The 14072-nt window shown below is 74.6% G+C and carries 13 protein-coding genes; 2 read left to right on the top strand and 11 right to left on the bottom strand.

The features are described from left to right. Positions 1 to 209 precede the first annotated feature (209 nt). The 7 genes from VGH76_RS20565 to VGH76_RS20535 form a co-directional block, all read right to left on the bottom strand. The gene (locus tag VGH76_RS20565) at positions 210 to 1412 is read right to left on the bottom strand and encodes an MFS transporter (RefSeq protein ID WP_331558580.1); all 1203 of its coding nucleotides are present in this window, start codon (positions 1410 to 1412) and stop codon (positions 210 to 212) included. Positions 1413 to 1673: 261 nt separating this feature from the next. Continuing rightward, positions 1674 to 2822 carry an MSMEG_0565 family glycosyltransferase gene (locus tag VGH76_RS20560; RefSeq protein WP_331558579.1) on the bottom strand — a complete coding sequence of 383 codons (1149 nt, stop codon included), beginning with the start codon at positions 2820 to 2822 and terminating at the stop codon, positions 1674 to 1676. Between the two features lie 7 nt (positions 2823 to 2829). Continuing rightward, positions 2830 to 3660: a carbon-nitrogen hydrolase family protein gene (locus VGH76_RS20555; protein WP_331558578.1), complete on the bottom strand. Its 831-nt coding sequence runs from the start codon at positions 3658 to 3660 to the stop codon at positions 2830 to 2832. An 8-nt stretch (positions 3661 to 3668) separates the two neighbouring features. Beyond that, positions 3669 to 4517, bottom strand: a complete 849-nt coding sequence (locus VGH76_RS20550) for a carbon-nitrogen hydrolase family protein (protein WP_331558577.1) — start codon at positions 4515 to 4517, stop codon at positions 3669 to 3671. Then, positions 4514 to 6046: an MSMEG_0567/sll0787 family protein gene (locus VGH76_RS20545; RefSeq protein WP_331558576.1), complete on the bottom strand. Its 1533-nt coding sequence runs from the start codon at positions 6044 to 6046 to the stop codon at positions 4514 to 4516. The genes VGH76_RS20550 and VGH76_RS20545 overlap by 4 nt, the downstream gene beginning before the upstream one ends. A gap of 1 nt (position 6047) precedes the next feature. Further along, on the bottom strand, positions 6048 to 7220 hold the full coding sequence (locus tag VGH76_RS20540) for an MSMEG_0568 family radical SAM protein (RefSeq protein WP_331558575.1): 1173 nt from the start codon (positions 7218 to 7220) through the stop codon (positions 6048 to 6050). A 94-nt stretch (positions 7221 to 7314) separates the two neighbouring features. Continuing rightward, positions 7315 to 7833 carry an MSMEG_0572/Sll0783 family nitrogen starvation response protein gene (locus VGH76_RS20535; protein WP_169182070.1) on the bottom strand — a complete coding sequence of 173 codons (519 nt, stop codon included), beginning with the start codon at positions 7831 to 7833 and terminating at the stop codon, positions 7315 to 7317. A gap of 318 nt (positions 7834 to 8151) precedes the next feature. Here VGH76_RS20535 and VGH76_RS20530 point away from each other — a divergent pair, with 318 nt between their 5' ends. After that, positions 8152 to 9510: an MSMEG_0569 family flavin-dependent oxidoreductase gene (locus tag VGH76_RS20530; protein WP_331558574.1), complete on the top strand. Its 1359-nt coding sequence runs from the start codon at positions 8152 to 8154 to the stop codon at positions 9508 to 9510. Between the two features lie 89 nt (positions 9511 to 9599). Continuing rightward, entirely contained in the window at positions 9600 to 12011 is a 2412-nt protein-coding gene (gene hrpB, locus VGH76_RS20525; RefSeq protein ID WP_331558573.1) for an ATP-dependent helicase HrpB, read from the top strand. 124 nt (positions 12012 to 12135) lie between these two features. On the opposite strand, the gene VGH76_RS20520 is transcribed toward hrpB, so the two are convergent. Genes VGH76_RS20520 through VGH76_RS20505 form a run of 4 tightly spaced genes read right to left on the bottom strand, consistent with a single transcriptional unit; the run spans position 12136 to position 14059 of the window. Beyond that, positions 12136 to 12510, bottom strand: a complete 375-nt coding sequence (locus tag VGH76_RS20520; protein WP_331558572.1) for a cupin domain-containing protein — start codon at positions 12508 to 12510, stop codon at positions 12136 to 12138. Positions 12511 to 12513: 3 nt separating this feature from the next. Further along, complete coding sequence (locus tag VGH76_RS20515; RefSeq protein WP_331558571.1) at positions 12514 to 12813, bottom strand: nitrile hydratase accessory protein; 300 nt, start codon at positions 12811 to 12813, stop codon at positions 12514 to 12516. Then, positions 12810 to 13382, bottom strand: a complete 573-nt coding sequence (nthA, locus tag VGH76_RS20510; protein ID WP_331558570.1) for a nitrile hydratase subunit alpha — start codon at positions 13380 to 13382, stop codon at positions 12810 to 12812. Before nthA ends, VGH76_RS20515 begins: the two co-directional genes overlap by 4 nt. Beyond that, a complete protein-coding gene (locus VGH76_RS20505; protein ID WP_331558569.1) occupies positions 13379 to 14059 on the bottom strand; it encodes an SH3-like domain-containing protein in 681 nt (226 codons plus the stop codon). Before VGH76_RS20505 ends, nthA begins: the two co-directional genes overlap by 4 nt. Positions 14060 to 14072: the final 13 nt, after the last annotated feature.

Below are 14072 nucleotides of genomic sequence, written 5' to 3'. Positions count from 1 at the left end.
GCCACCAGGGTGGCCGGCCGTGCCACTCAAAGTGGCTGGTCAGACCCATGTCTGCAGTAGCTGGAGCGGGCAGCGACAACCGTAGACCTGTGCCGAACTCTGCCCAACTGCCAAAGTCCTAGCGACCAAGGATCGCTAGGTGGCCTGCGGTCCCGTGAGCAGTAATCCGCCCCGTGACACGGACTACTGCCCACCTGCGCGCAGCGCACCTACACCGGCTCCGCCGGCGACGGCCGCCACAGCTCCAGCGCCCAGGTCGCGATCCCGACCAGCGCCACGACCGCCCCGAGCGCGCACACCCCGGGCCACCCCACGACCGCGTACAGCCCCGACGTCAGCGCGGAGGCGATCGCGCCGCCGATGAACGCCGACACCAGGTACGCGCTGGTCACGCGGCTGCGCGCGGACGGGCGCCGGGAGTAGATCGCGTGCTGGTGGGAGATCTGGAGCAGCTGCTGGGCGAGGTCGAGCACGACGATGCCGGCGAGCAGCGCCACCAGCGACGACCCGCCCAGCGCCAGCAGACCCCAACTGGCCAGCAGCAAAACGAGCCCGATCGTCACCACCCGCCGACCATGCCCCTGGTCGGCGAACCGGCCCGCGTAGACCGCCGTGATCGCCCCCGCGAGCCCCGCGAGCCCGAACAGCCCGATCACCCCGGACCCGTAGGAGTACGGCGGCGCGGCGAGCAGGAACGAGAGCGCCGTCCAGAGGATCGTGAAGCACCCGAACCCGACGCCACCGAGCACCATCCGCCGCCGGATGAGCGCGTCGTGGCGCACGATCGTGCCCACGGAACGCAGCAGGCCCGGGTAGGACTCGTCCGACGACGTCGGCACCCGCGGCAGGGCCAGGCGCACCAGCCCGGCCAGCACCACCATCACCACGGCCGCGAGCACGAACACCAGCCGCCAGCCGCCGATCTCGGCGACCAGCCCCGCCACCGTGCGGGCCAGCAGGATCCCGACGAGCAGCCCGCTCATCACCGTCCCGACGACGGAGCCGCGGCGCTCGTCGGAGGCCAGCGACGCGGCCATCGGCACCACGATCTGCGCGACAGCGGAGGTCACGGCCACGATCGCCACGGCCGCGAGGAGCACCCCGAGCGTCGGCGCGGCCGCCGCCCCGACCAGCAGCACCCCGGTCACCAGCAGCAGCACGCTGACCAGGCGGCGCCGCTCGAGGACGTCGCCGACCGGCACGAGGAACGCCAGCGCGAGCGCGTAGCCGATCTGCGAGGCGGTGACGAGCAGGCCCGCCTGGCCCTCGCCGACCGAGAACGCCTGCGCCACCACCGGCAGCAGGGGCTGGGCGTAGTAGATGTTGGCGACGGCGGCCCCACAGACCACCGCGAGGAGCACGACGGTGGGGCGTCCGAGGTGGGTGGGGGCGGCCTGCGCCTGGGTGCTCATCGTTGCGCCACGTAACCAGATGCGCTCATCCGTGGCGCGCGATGCGGTCGCCCGTCACACCGGGCCCGCCGCCTCGGCCAGCGCGGCGTCCAGCAGCCGGAGCGCCGCCCGCCGGGAGCAGCGACGCGGGGAGGCAGCGTCACCGGAGCTGTCCGCCCCGTTGGGTGAACGGCGCCGTCGTGGAGTCGGATGCCAGGAACGTGCCGTTGCTGGCATCCCCCGGGCGATGCCGGCCGACGAGTGAGCGGCGCCGTCCTCGCATCAGACGCCAGGAACGTGCCGTTGCTGGCATCCAGGGACGGCGGCCGAGTACGCCGACAGATGAGCAGCCGCCACCGCGTCCCACGAGTGCGACGCCGCGAGCGCCCGACCGACGGCGGCACGGGCCGGGCCGCTCGCGTCACCGCCGGCGAGCACACCCGCCAGCTCGTCCGCGAACGCCTCGGCGAACCCCGGACCGTCACCGGCGAACCGCACCGCCCCGGCGAAGATCTCGCGCAGCACCGGCAGTTCCCGGGCCACGACCGGCACCCCGGCCGCGAGGGCCTCCATCGCCGCGAGGCCGAACCCCTCCTTCGTCGACGGGAACGCGAACGCCGCCGCGCCGGCCACCAGACCCGGCAGCTCCGGATCGTCGACCGGCCCCAGCACCACCGGCTCCACCCCGAGCGAGGCCGCGAGCGCGAAGACCTCCTCGCGGTAGGGCCGGTAGTCGAAGAGGGTGTCCCCGCCCGCGACGACCAGCGGCACGTCGCCGACCCCGCGACGAGCCAGCGCCGCCATCGCCCCCACCAGATCCCGCGTGCCCTTGCGCGGCTCGATCCCGCCGACCGCGAGCACGTAGCGCCCGAACCGCGCCCGCCACGGCTCCCCCGCCCCCGAGGACGCGGCCGCCGCGAACCGCGCCGCGTCCACCCCGTTACCGACGACGGGTGCGGTGCGTCCCCACCCGGCCGCCACCTCCGCGGCGACGGCGTCCGAGACGCACAGCAGCGCCGCCGGCTCGACCAGCGCCCGCTCGTGACAGGCGACCAGCGACGGCGTCGTGAACTCGTCGAGGTGGTGCACGGTGCGGACCAGGTCGCCGTAGCCCAGCGCGGCGCCCTCCGCGTTCGCGGTCAGGCAGTCCTGGGCGTGCCGCACGTCGACCGGCTCCGCCCCGGCGAGCGCGTCGGCCAACAGCGAGATCGAGCGCAGGATGCGGTCGCCGACCGACTCCCCCTCGATCTCGGGCACCGGCACCAGGTGGATCGGCACCCCGACGTCGCGGAAGAACGCCACGTCCCCGCCGCGCGCGAGCGCCCACACCTCGACGTCGTGACCCGCCCGGGCCAGCGCCTCGCCGACCGCGAGGGTGTGGACGACGCCGCCGCGCGGCTTCGTCGAGTAGGTCGACAGGCGGATGCGCACGCGCGGCTCAGCAGCGGTACGCGGACGGGCGGCGCTCGTCGAGGTGGTGGAGCACCGCGCGGGCGGCGTCGACCATCGCCGACGGGTCGACCTCGGCCACGGCGAGCCCGCCCTTCGACCAGGTGCGCGCGAGGATCTCCCCGCCGGGGCCGACGACCTTCGCCCGCCCGAGGAAGTGCAGCGCCCCGGAGCGCCCGCTCTGGTTCGCCGAGAGCAGCAGTACCTGGTTCTCGGCCGCGCGCGCCTGGTCGTAGAGGTCGAACAGCCGGGCCTGGCGGTCCTGGGCCATGCGCGGGGCGCGATTGGTCAGCGACGTCGGCCAGGCCGACAGGCACGCGAGGATCTCGGCGCCGTCCATCGCCAGCGACCGGGCCGCCTCCGGGAAGGTCTTGTCGTGGTCGATGAGCATCCCCAGGCGGCCCACCGGGGTGTCGAACGCGTGGAACCCGCAGCCCGGCGTGAACACCTTCGCGACGCCCGCCGGGTGGTGCACCTTGCGGTGGCGGCCCAGGATGCCGTCGCCGCAGAGCGCGACCCCGGCGTTGTAGAGCTCGCCGTTCGGCCCCTTCTCGCAGTACCCGAGGCAGACGACCATCTCGCCTGCCAGGTCGATCACCGACCGCACCTCGTCGCCGTTGGGCTCGAGCGCCGGCGGCAGGTCCGGCGTCTCGTCGTCGCGCGGGCGCAGGTCGGTGATGTAGCCGCCGAGGGCGCCGTCGGGCAGGGCGAGCAGCCCGACGCCGGCGTCGCGCGCGTGGGCGATGATCACGCCGATGCGCTCGAGGTCGAAGTCGAGGTCGCGGGTGAAGTGGGCCGCGGCCGCGGCGATGCGGAGCACGACCCTCCTCAGGCGGACGCGGGCACCGGTGAGTAGCTTCCGCGACGCATGTCCCGCAGGTGCCCCATGAACCGTCGGGCGCTCTCGACCGACTCGTCCACGTCGATCGAGGCGACGGCGAGCCCGGCCTCGGTGCCGGTGGTGGCGAGCACCTCGCCACCCGGGTCCACGATCTTCGCGCTGGCCACGAGACGCATGCTGCCGTATTCCCCGGCCTGGTTGGCCGAGACCCAGACGATCTGGTTCTCCAGCGCGCGGGCGCGGTCGAACAGGTCGAAGCGGCGGGTCCAGCGGTCGTCGGCGAGCACCGGCGCCTGGTTGGTCCGCGACGCCGGCCATGCCGACATGCACACGACGACCCGCGCGCCGTCGACGGCGAGCGCGCGGGCGGCCTCCGGGAAGGCCTTGTCGTAACAGATCATCATGCCCATCCGCCCGACCGGGGAGTCGAACGCGGCGAACCGGTCGCCCGCGGCGTAGGAGTTGTTCTCGTTGAGCGGCTGGTGCACCTTGCGGTGCCGCCCGAGGACGCCGTCGCCGGTCACCGCGAGGCAGCTGTTGTAGGGCAGCCCGTCCGAGGCGTCGTCGCCGCGCTCGCAGTACCCGGCGGTGATGACCATGTCCCCGGCGAGGCCGATCAGCCGCTGGATCTCGGGGCCGTCGCCGTCGAGCTGCGGCGGCTCGTCCTCGTGGTCCCCGTGCAGCGACGACAGGTAGCCCCCGAGCGCGGCCTCCGGGAGCGCGAGCAGCTGCGCGCCCGCCTCGCGGGCCCGGCCCACGAGCTTCTCGATGCGCCGGAAGTCCTCGTCCAGGTCGCGGACGAAGCCCTCGGCGGCAGCGGCGAAGGTGACGGTCATGAGGGCATCCTCCCGGGTGCGGTGGCCGGGCCGAGCCCGGTCACGGGGCCGGCGACGGCGGTCGTCGTCTCCCCGTCGGGCCAGCGCAGGGTCACGCCGGCGGTGTCGGTGAGCTCGCCGCACGCCGCCCCGGTGGCGGGGCCGGCGTCGGGCAGCGGGGCCCCGGGCTCGTCGGTGGTGAGCAGGGCGAACCCGGGGAAGCAGGTGAACCAGTCGGCCACGCCCACTCCGGCCGGGCGGGGCACGGCCGCGACGTCGAGGACGGCGCCGGTCCCGCTCGCCTCGGCGAGCATCCCGAGGGTCCCGACGAGGCCAGCCATCGAGACGTCCTTGGCGGCGGCCGGGCGGTGCGCGGCGTCGGGACCGATGGCGTTGACCATCGTGCGGAGGTCGCCGGCCCGGCGTCGGGACGTGGTGTCGAACTGCCGGCCGGTGTAGCCGGGGCGCCACGCGCCGTCGAGGTCCGCGGTGATCCCGACCTGGTGCCCGACCCGTCCGCCGCCGGCGGGCACCGGGGTCGGCGTGCTGCCGAGCGCGGTGACCGCGAGCGAGGCGGGGACATCGACGGTGGTGTGGCCGCCGAGCACCGGGACGCCGTAGGCGTCCGCGGCGGCCCGCAGCCCGTGCAGCACGCGGGCCGCGAGCGAGGCGTCGCGGGCGCCGACGGCGTCGAGCAGACCCACCGGCCGCGCGCCCATGGCCGCGAGGTCGTTGACGTTGACCAGCACTCCGCACCAGCCGGCCCACTCCGGGTCGCGCTCGACCATCGCCGGCAGGATCGCGTCGCAGGCGGCGACGACGTCGCTGCCGGGCACCGGGGCGCCGTCGTCGCCGACGAAGCCCGGCGGGGCCAGTCCCGCGACCAACTCCCCCAGCGGGCTCTTGGTCGCCTCGACGAGACGCTGGATGCGGTCCATCGGGCGGCGCATCCGCAGGTGGGGCACGTCGGGGGCGCCGGGCACGGTGACCGCCCGGACGGTCTCCCACCCGAGCCGGGTGAACAGCGGACCGTTCACGGCCTGGACGTCGGCCTCGAAGCGCAGCACCCCGGCGGCCTCGGCGCGGGCGACGGCGGCGCGGATCAGCGCGGCCCCGATGCGGACACCGGCCCGCCGACGGCCGCCGACGCTCACCGCGAGGCGGCTGCCGGTCCACCAGCCGAGGTCGGGCTCCCCGGGCCCGGCGGGCCCGAGGCGGACGCCCCCGAGCGGGGTGCCGTCGCCGTCACGGGCGAGCAGGACGACCGCGCGCGGATCGGTATCGGTGTCGTCGAGATCGCTGCGGGAGCCCCCGAACAGGCCCTGCTCCTCGACGAAGACCGCCCGGCGCAGGGCGCGGTGGGCGATCACGTCGGGATGGCCCGCGTCGGCCGCAGGGGCCTCGCCGATGGTGACGTCGCGAGGGGCGGGACGGCGGGCGAGACCGCCGAGGATCTCCTCGGCGGCGCCGAGCGTGGCGCGCAGGCGGGCGGGCTGGGGCACGACCAGGGGCGGGACGCCGGCGCCGCGGGATTCGTCCGTCAGCGACATCTCAGCCCCCCGCCGCGGACAGCGCGCTGCAGGCCCCGCAGGCCGCACAGCCGGCGGCCTGGTCGGCGCCCCGCATCCCGGCCGCCCGCAGGCTCGTCGCGACCCGGGCGGTGACGTCGGCGAGCAGTGCCGGGTCGGGCGCGGGGTCGCCGTCGGCGAACGCGAGCGTGCCGGGGATGGGGCGATACGGGACGACGAAGGGATAGACCCCGGCGTCGATCAGCTCCGCGGCACCGGCGACGAGGTCGTCCGGGTCCTCGCCGAGGCCGACGATGAGGTACGTGGAGACGGCGTTGCGGCCGAACAGGCGGACGCTCTCGTGCCACGCGGCCCAGTACTGCGACAGCGGCACGGTGGCCTTCCCCGGCATCCAGCGCGCGCGGACGGCGTCGTCGAGGGACTCGACGTGGATGCCGATGGCGTCGGCCCCGGCGTCCCTGACGGCGGCCAGGGCTTCCAGATCACCGGGCGCGGGCGGCTCGCACTGCACCTGGACCGGCAGGTCGGGGACGGCCTCGCGGACCGCGGCGGTGCAGCGCGCCAGGTGGCGGGCGCCGCGGTCGCGACCGTTCGAGGTCCCCGTCGTCATGACCATCTGGCGCACGCCGTCGAGCCGGACCGCGGCTGCTGCGACCTCGGCGAGCTGCGCCGGCGTCTTCACCGCGGTGGTGGCGCCGCTGCGCAGCGACTGCTCGATCGCGCAGAAACGACAACGCTGGTCGTCTGCACCGTCCGAGCCGTAGCGCACGCAGGTCTGCACGACGGTGCTCGCCAGGACGTCGTTTCCGTGCAGGCGGGCGATCTGCTCGTAGCGCACGCCGTCCGCGGTCGTCAGGTCGTAGAACGCGGGGCGGGCGACGGTGTCGACGTCCACGCCGAGGTCGGTGACCCCGCCGTCGGGGCCGGTGCGCAGGAGCCGGCCGTCACGCAGCCGGTAGGGGCTCGCGGGGTTGATCGGGAGGGTGGTCTTGAGGCCGTCGACGAGCACGTGCCCGTCGTCGGAGGGGCCGGCGCCGCCGGGGCGGCGCAGCGGGATCGTCGAACCCAGGTCGACGGTGGTGGACGCGGAGCGGAGCGGAGCCGGACCATCGGAACTGGTGGGAGGGTCGATCGCGACGCCGCGGACGGCCACTTCGGAACGGACGACGACACCGGAATCGGTGGGTGCGGACACGCGAGCTGACCTCCTCGGTAGGTGCGGGCGGGGCCGCTCGTGAGCACTTTCCGGGGTTATGACCCCGGAAAGTGCTCACGAGCGCGAAGCGCACCTACAGCTGGTAGGTCGAGTTGATGATCGCGCCCTTGCGCGCGTAGTAGATGAGCGCGTCCTGGACGTCGAGCGGGTGCGTCGGGATGACGCCCTCGATCAGGTCCTCCTCGCGGGCACCGTGCAGCGACAGCCCGAAGCGGCAGCAGTACGCCTTGCCGCCCTCGGCCATGAAGGTCTTGAGCTGGTCGTTGATGTTGTGCTCGCCGGGGAACGCCGAGCTGCCCGTGGTGGGGAAGCCGCGGGTGGCCAGGCAGTTCAGCGAGCCCGGGCCGTAGAAGTAGATCGCGGTCTCGAAGCCCTTGCGCAGCGCGCGGGTGGCCTGCAGGACCGCGACGAAGCTGACCGAGGACTCGTGCGCGATGCCGTGCACGAGGGTGAAGTAGGTCTCGCCGTTCTCGGCCTGCAGGTCGGGGAAGACCTTGGTGCCGCCGTAGATGCTCGACCCCTCGGGCAGCGACGGGTGCGGGATCTCCTCGAGGCTCTTCTGCTCGACGTCGGACAGTTCGGCCGTGGTCATGTCGAGTTCTCCTTGGGATACTGGTGGGACAGGGGGAGGATGCGTTCCCGGACGACGCGGCATCGCTGCGTCGTCGATCGTCGGGGGATCCGGCCTCGTGGTGAGAAAGCCAAACAACGACGGATGACGCGCCGATGTCGACGTGACTACGAGCACGTTTCCGAATTCGCGAATCGTTTCCGGAGTGTTTCGAAACATTCGGCAACACCGCCGCAGTCCGACGGCAACCATTCGGAAACGAATTCTCCTGACCCTGATCCGTGGAATCGAGGGACGCAGCGACGCGTCCGCGCTCCCGGCTGAGAGGAACGACCGGTCATGACCACGGCAACCGTCACCCCCCTGCGCGGCATTGGGGCCGGCACCCGTGCCGACCTCGACGGCACCCACCGGCCCGTGATCGTCGTGGGCGGTGGACAGGCGGGCCTCTCGATGAGCCGGTGCCTGCAGCAGGCGGGGATCGACCACCTCGTGCTCGAGCGCGACGAGGTCGGGCACTCCTGGAAGACCTACCGGTGGGACACGTTCTGCCTGGTCACCCCGAACTGGCAGTGCAAGCTGCCCGACTTCCCCTACGGCCCCGGCGGCTACGGCGGCACCGACCCGCACGGCTTCATGGTCCGCTCGGAGATCATCGACTACCTCGAGGCCTACCGGGCGTTCGTCGACCCTCCGCTGCACGAGGGCGTCGGCGTGGACCGGGTGTCGCGCGACGACCACGGCACCTACGTCCTGGAGACGACGGCCGGCCGGCTCACCGCCGACCAGGTCGTCATCGCCACCGGCGGCTACCACACGCCGATCACGCCTCCCCTGTCGCAGCCGCTGCCCCCGTCGATCGCGCAGGTGCAGTCGCAGCACTACAAGAACGGCTCGCAGCTGCCGCCCGGCGAGGTGCTGGTGGTCGGCTCCGGGCAGTCCGGCGCGCAGATCGCCGAGGACCTGCACCTGGAGGGCCGCCGGGTCCACCTCGTCGTCGGGAACGCCCCGCGCGTGGCCCGGTTCTACCGCGGCCGCGACGTCACCGACTGGCTCGACGACCTGGGCTACTACCAGATGCCGGTCACCGAGCACCCCCGCCGGGAGGCGGTGCGGGCCCAGGCCAACCACTACGTCACCGGTCGCGACGGCGGGCGCGACATCGACCTGCGCGCCCACGCCCGCGACGGCATGCGGCTCTACGGCGTCATGACCGACCACCGCGACGGCGTCCTGCACTTCGAGCCGAACCTGACCGCGAGCCTCGACAACGCCGACGAGGTGTCGGAGTCGATCAAGGACACGATCGACAAGCACATCGCGACCCAGCAGATCGACGCCCCGGCCGAGGACCGCTACACCCCGGTGTGGGCGCCGGAGTCCGACCACACCGAGCTCCGCCTGGCCGACACCGGCATCACCTCCGTGGTCTGGTGCATCGGGTTCCGGCAGAACTTCTCGTGGGTCGACGTCCCGGTGTTCTCTGGGCGCGGCGCCCCCGGCCACAGCCGCGGCGTCACGTCCGTGCCCGGCCTGTACTTCCTCGGCCTGCCCTGGCAGTGGACCTGGGGCTCGGGCCGGTTCTCCGGGGTCGGCGACGACGCCCGCCACCTCGCCGAGCGCATCCGCTCGCAGCGCGGCCTGACGTCGTCGGGCGGTCGCGGCGACGTCTGCAACGTGCTGGCGCTCGGGAGCTGACGGGTCGCAGCCGAGTGGACGCTGGTGCACCCGAATCCGCCGAGCCCGCGTGCACCAGCGTCTCCTCGCCGTGCTGGTAGACCGAGCACGTGATCGACGAGGTCGCGCTCGGCCTGCCCGTGCGCCCCGCGCTGCCGGACGTGCTCGCGGCGCTGGACGAGCGAGGGGCGGCCGTGCTCGTCGCTCCGCCCGGCACCGGGAAGACGACGCTGGTGCCGCTCGCGCTGGCCGGCGCGGTCGACGGGCGGGTGCTGGTGGCCGAGCCGCGCCGGGTCGCGGTGCGGGCCGCGGCGGCCCGGATGGCGTCGCTGCTCGGCGAGGAGGTCGGCGAGCGGGTCGGCTACGCGATCCGGGGCGAGCGGCGCACCGGGCCCCACACGCGGGTCGAGGTGGTGACGACGGGGCTGCTCGTCGCCCGGCTCCAGCACGACCCGGAGCTGGCGGGCGTCGACGTCGTCGTCCTCGACGAGTGCCACGAGCGCGCCCTCGACACCGACCTGGCGCTGGCCTTCGCCGTCGACGCCCGCGCCCTGCGCCCCGACCTGCGCCTGCTCGCGACATCGGCCACCGCGGCGGCCGACGAGCTGTCGGCGGCGCTCGACGGACCTGTCGTCACCGCGCCCGACCCGCTGCACCCCGTCGAGGTCCGCTGGTCACCGCCGCCGCGCCCGGTGCCGCCGCCACGCGGGATGCGGGTGGAGCCGGCGCTCCTCGACCACGTCGCCGCGGTGGTGCGCCGCGCCCTGGCCGAGGCCGACGGCGACGTCCTGGTGTTCCTGCCCGGCCGGCGCGAGATCGACGACGTGGCCCGGCGGCTGCCGGGCGTGGCGGCGGAGGTCGCGACGCTGCACGGCGGGCAGGACGCCGTTCGACAGGACGCTGTCCTGATCTCCTCGACCCGTCGCCGGGTGGTCCTCGCGACGGCGATCGCCGAGACGAGCCTGACGGTGCCCGGTGTACGCGTCGTCGTCGACGCCGGTCTGTCCCGCCGGCCCTGGACCGACCACGCCCGCGGGCTGGACGCGCTGGTCACGGTGCTCGCCTCGCAGTCGTCGGCGACGCAGCGGGCCGGCCGCGCGGGCCGGGAGGCGCCCGGGGTGGTGTACCGCTGCTGGTCGGAGGCCGAGCACGCCCACCGCGACCGCGCCGACGACCCCGAGATCGCGCACGCCGACCTCACCGCCTTCGCGCTGCAGCTCGCCCGCTGGGGCACCCCCGACGGCGGCGGGCTCGCGCTGCTCGACGCCCCGCCGACGACGGCGTTCGACGCCGCCCGCGCGGTGCTGGCCGGGCTGGATCTGACCGACGACGCCGGGGTGATCACCGCCCGCGGGCGGGCCGTCGCCGGGACCGGGGTGCACCCGCGGCTCGGCCGGGCCCTGCTCGACGGCGCCGAGGCGGTGGGCGCCGACACCGCGGTCGAGGTCGTGGCGCTGCTCGCCGCGGAGGTACCCGGCGGGTCCGACGACCTCGACGAGCGCCTCCGCGCGGCCCGGGCCGCGAACGACCCCCGCTGGCGGGCGGAGGTACGCAGGCTGCGCCAGGTGAACGATGTCGGTCGTTCCCGCGACCGAATTCGTTCACATGGCGACGTCGTCGCCTTGGCCTACCCCGACCGGCTCGCCCGGGCCCGCTCCGACGACTCCCGCGAGTACCTCACCACCGGCGGCACCGGCGTCGAGCTCGCCGCGTCGTCCGCGCTGCGCGGGTCGCCGTGGCTGGCCGTCGCGGACGCCGTGCGGGGGCCGGGTGACCGGGTGGCACGGGTGCGGCTGGCGGCCCCGGTCGACGAGGACGTCGCGCGGGAGGCCGCGGCGGCCTGGTGGCACGACGACGAGGTGGTCGCGTGGGAGGACGGCGACGTCGTCGCCGAGCGCCGCGAGCGCCTCGGCGCGATCGTGCTGACCCGCCGCCCGCTCGCCGACCCCGACCCGGCGGCGGTGGCGGCCGCGGTCCGCGAGGGCCTCGCCGCCGAGGGCCTCGGCCTGCTGCGCTGGGACGACGCGGCCACCGCCCTGCGGGCGCGGCTCGCCTTCCTCCACCACGCTCTCGGCGACCCGTGGCCCGCCGTCGACGACGCCTCCCTGCTCGCCCGGGCCGACACGTGGCTCGACCTCACCGGGGTCCGCCGTCGAGCCGACCTCGCGCGCATCAGGGTCGCGCCCGCCCTGCGCCACCTCGTGCCCTGGTCACGGGCCGGTCGCCTCGACGATCTCGCCCCGACCCACGTCACCACACCGGACGGGCGCCGGGTCCGCGTGGACTACACCGACCCGACGGCGCCGGTGGTGGCGCTGAAGCTCCAGCACGCCTTCGGGTGGGAACGGGCACCCGTGCTGGCCGGCGTGCCCGTCGTCGTCCACCTGCTCTCGCCCGCGGGCCGCCCCGCGGCGGTGACCGCCGACCTGACGTCGTTCTGGGAGACCGGCTATCCGCAGGTCCGCGCCGAGCTGCGCGGCCGTTATCCCAAGCACGCCTGGCCGGAGGACCCGGGGGTCTAGTCGCAGGCGACCTTCTCCAGCTTCTGCTCCACGGTCTGCTTCATCTCCCCCTTGAGGCGCTCACGCAGCTCGGGGTCGGTGTAGTCCCTCTCGTAGTCCTGCTCGCCCTTGGCCATCCGTGCGGCTACCCGCGACGGCGTCCCTGGTCGCGCACGAGCCGGTCGAACTTCGCCGGGCCGCAGATGGTCAGCATCCGCACCGGCTCGTCGCCCAGGACCCACAGCGAGTGCTCGACGTCGCGCGGCAGGAAGATGAAGCCGCCGGGGTGTGCGGTGAACTCGTCGTCCCCGCACCGGCCGCCGACCCGGCCCGCGAGCACGTGGAACATCTCGTCCTCGCCGTCGTGGGTGTGCGGGGCGACGACGAGCCCGACCGGCGCGGCCTGCTCCATCACCGACACACGGCCCTCGGTGTCCTCCCCGGTCGCCTTGACGGTGAACGTGGCGCCGTCGAAGTCGTAGGTGTCCCCGGCTCCGGCGGGTCGGACGAACCAGCTCATGGGTCAGTGATGGTCCTCGCGGTCGTGCAGCTCCGCAGCACGCGCCGCCACCTCACCCACATCCACCGTCGGGACGAGCAGGTCCTCCAGGCCCGCGAGCCAGGACTCCCAGTACGGCGCCGCGGGGTCCTCCCCGATCCGGGCGATCAGCCGCCCCCGGAACTCCTCATAGGTGAAGCGCCCGGCGTCGACCAGGGTGAGGACGAGCCCGAACGCCCGGCTCTCCCACGGCGCGGCGAACACCAGCTCGCCGTTGGAGCGCGGCGGGGCCGCCGGGCCGTCGAGGTCCAGGGGCACGCTCACAGCCGCGCCACCCCTACCATCGCGTCGCGGGTGACCAGCGCGGCGAGCTCGTCGACGCCGAGGTCCTCGGTGCCCGCGGGACGCTGCGGGATCACGAGGTAGCGCACCTCGGCCGAGGAGTCCCACACCTCGATCGCGATGTCCTCGGGCAGGGAGCAGCCCATCTCGGCGAGCACGGCGCGGGGCTCGCGCACCACCCGGGAGCGGTAGGCCGGGTCCTTGTACCAGCTGGGCGGGAGCCCCAGCACCGGCCACGGGTAGCAGGAGCACAGCGTGCAGACGACGACGTGGTGCACCTCGTCGCTCTGCTCCAGCGCCACCATGTGCTCGCCCTGCGGGCCGGAGAACCCGAGGTCCGCGATGGCCGCGGTGGCGTCGTCGCGCAACCAGGCGAGGTACGACGGGTCCGTCCACGCCCTCGCGACGACGCGCGCGCCGTTCATCGGCCCGACGTCGCGCTCGTAGCGGGCGATGAACCCGTCCATGACCGACGGGTCGACCAGCTCGCGCTCGACGAGCAGCGACTCCAGCGCCGCGGTCCGGTCCGCGGGCGACAGGCGCTCGGTCACGACGCCCCCTCCTCGTCCGGGGTCAGGTAGCTCTCGAACAGGTCCGCGTGCAGCCGGAAGGGCTCGGCGTCGGGACCCCACACCTCGGTGGAGTCGAACCCGACGGTGTAGACGTGCTGCGCGTTCTCGCCCGCGAAGACGCCGTGGGTGTCGGGCAGGACGTGCGCCGGGCGCACCGCCGTGACCGTGCCCCGGCGTCGTCGCAGGTAGGCGGGCAGTTTCGACGGGCCGCGCGGGTGCGCGTCGGCGGTGACGACGGCGTCCGCGACGGTGAAAAGGGCCTCCTCGTCGACCTCGCGCAGCGAGCCGGGGCCGGTCGGTGCGTAGTCGGGCCGAGCGGGTTCCGGGAAGGCCGGCTCGACGACGTCCTCACCCCGGTCACGCCGGACGCGCGCGTTCACCGCGTCCGGGGCCAGCACGGCGCTGTCGACGAGCATCAGCTCGGCGGCGTTGAGCCAGCGCCCGTAGTAGCCGTCGGACAGGTAGTCCAGCGGGTGCAGCCGCGAGAGCGCGTGCCGGAACGCGTCGAGGTTGCGGCCGGAGATCCGGCCCATCGTCAGCAGGGTGAGCGCGAACGCCCGCCCCTCCCACGGCGCCGCGAACGGCGGCTCCCCCGCCACCGGCCGCGACGCCGGACCGTAGCCGAGGACGCCGCCCATGTCGGCGATCGAGTCCATGGTCGACACCCCA

It is taken from the genome of Actinomycetospora sp., assembly GCF_036497585.1.
In the GTDB taxonomy this organism is placed as follows: domain Bacteria; phylum Actinomycetota; class Actinomycetes; order Mycobacteriales; family Pseudonocardiaceae; genus Actinomycetospora.
The sequence above is the reverse complement of the archived record's forward strand: the minus strand, read 5'-3'. Positions and strand labels throughout refer to the sequence as shown.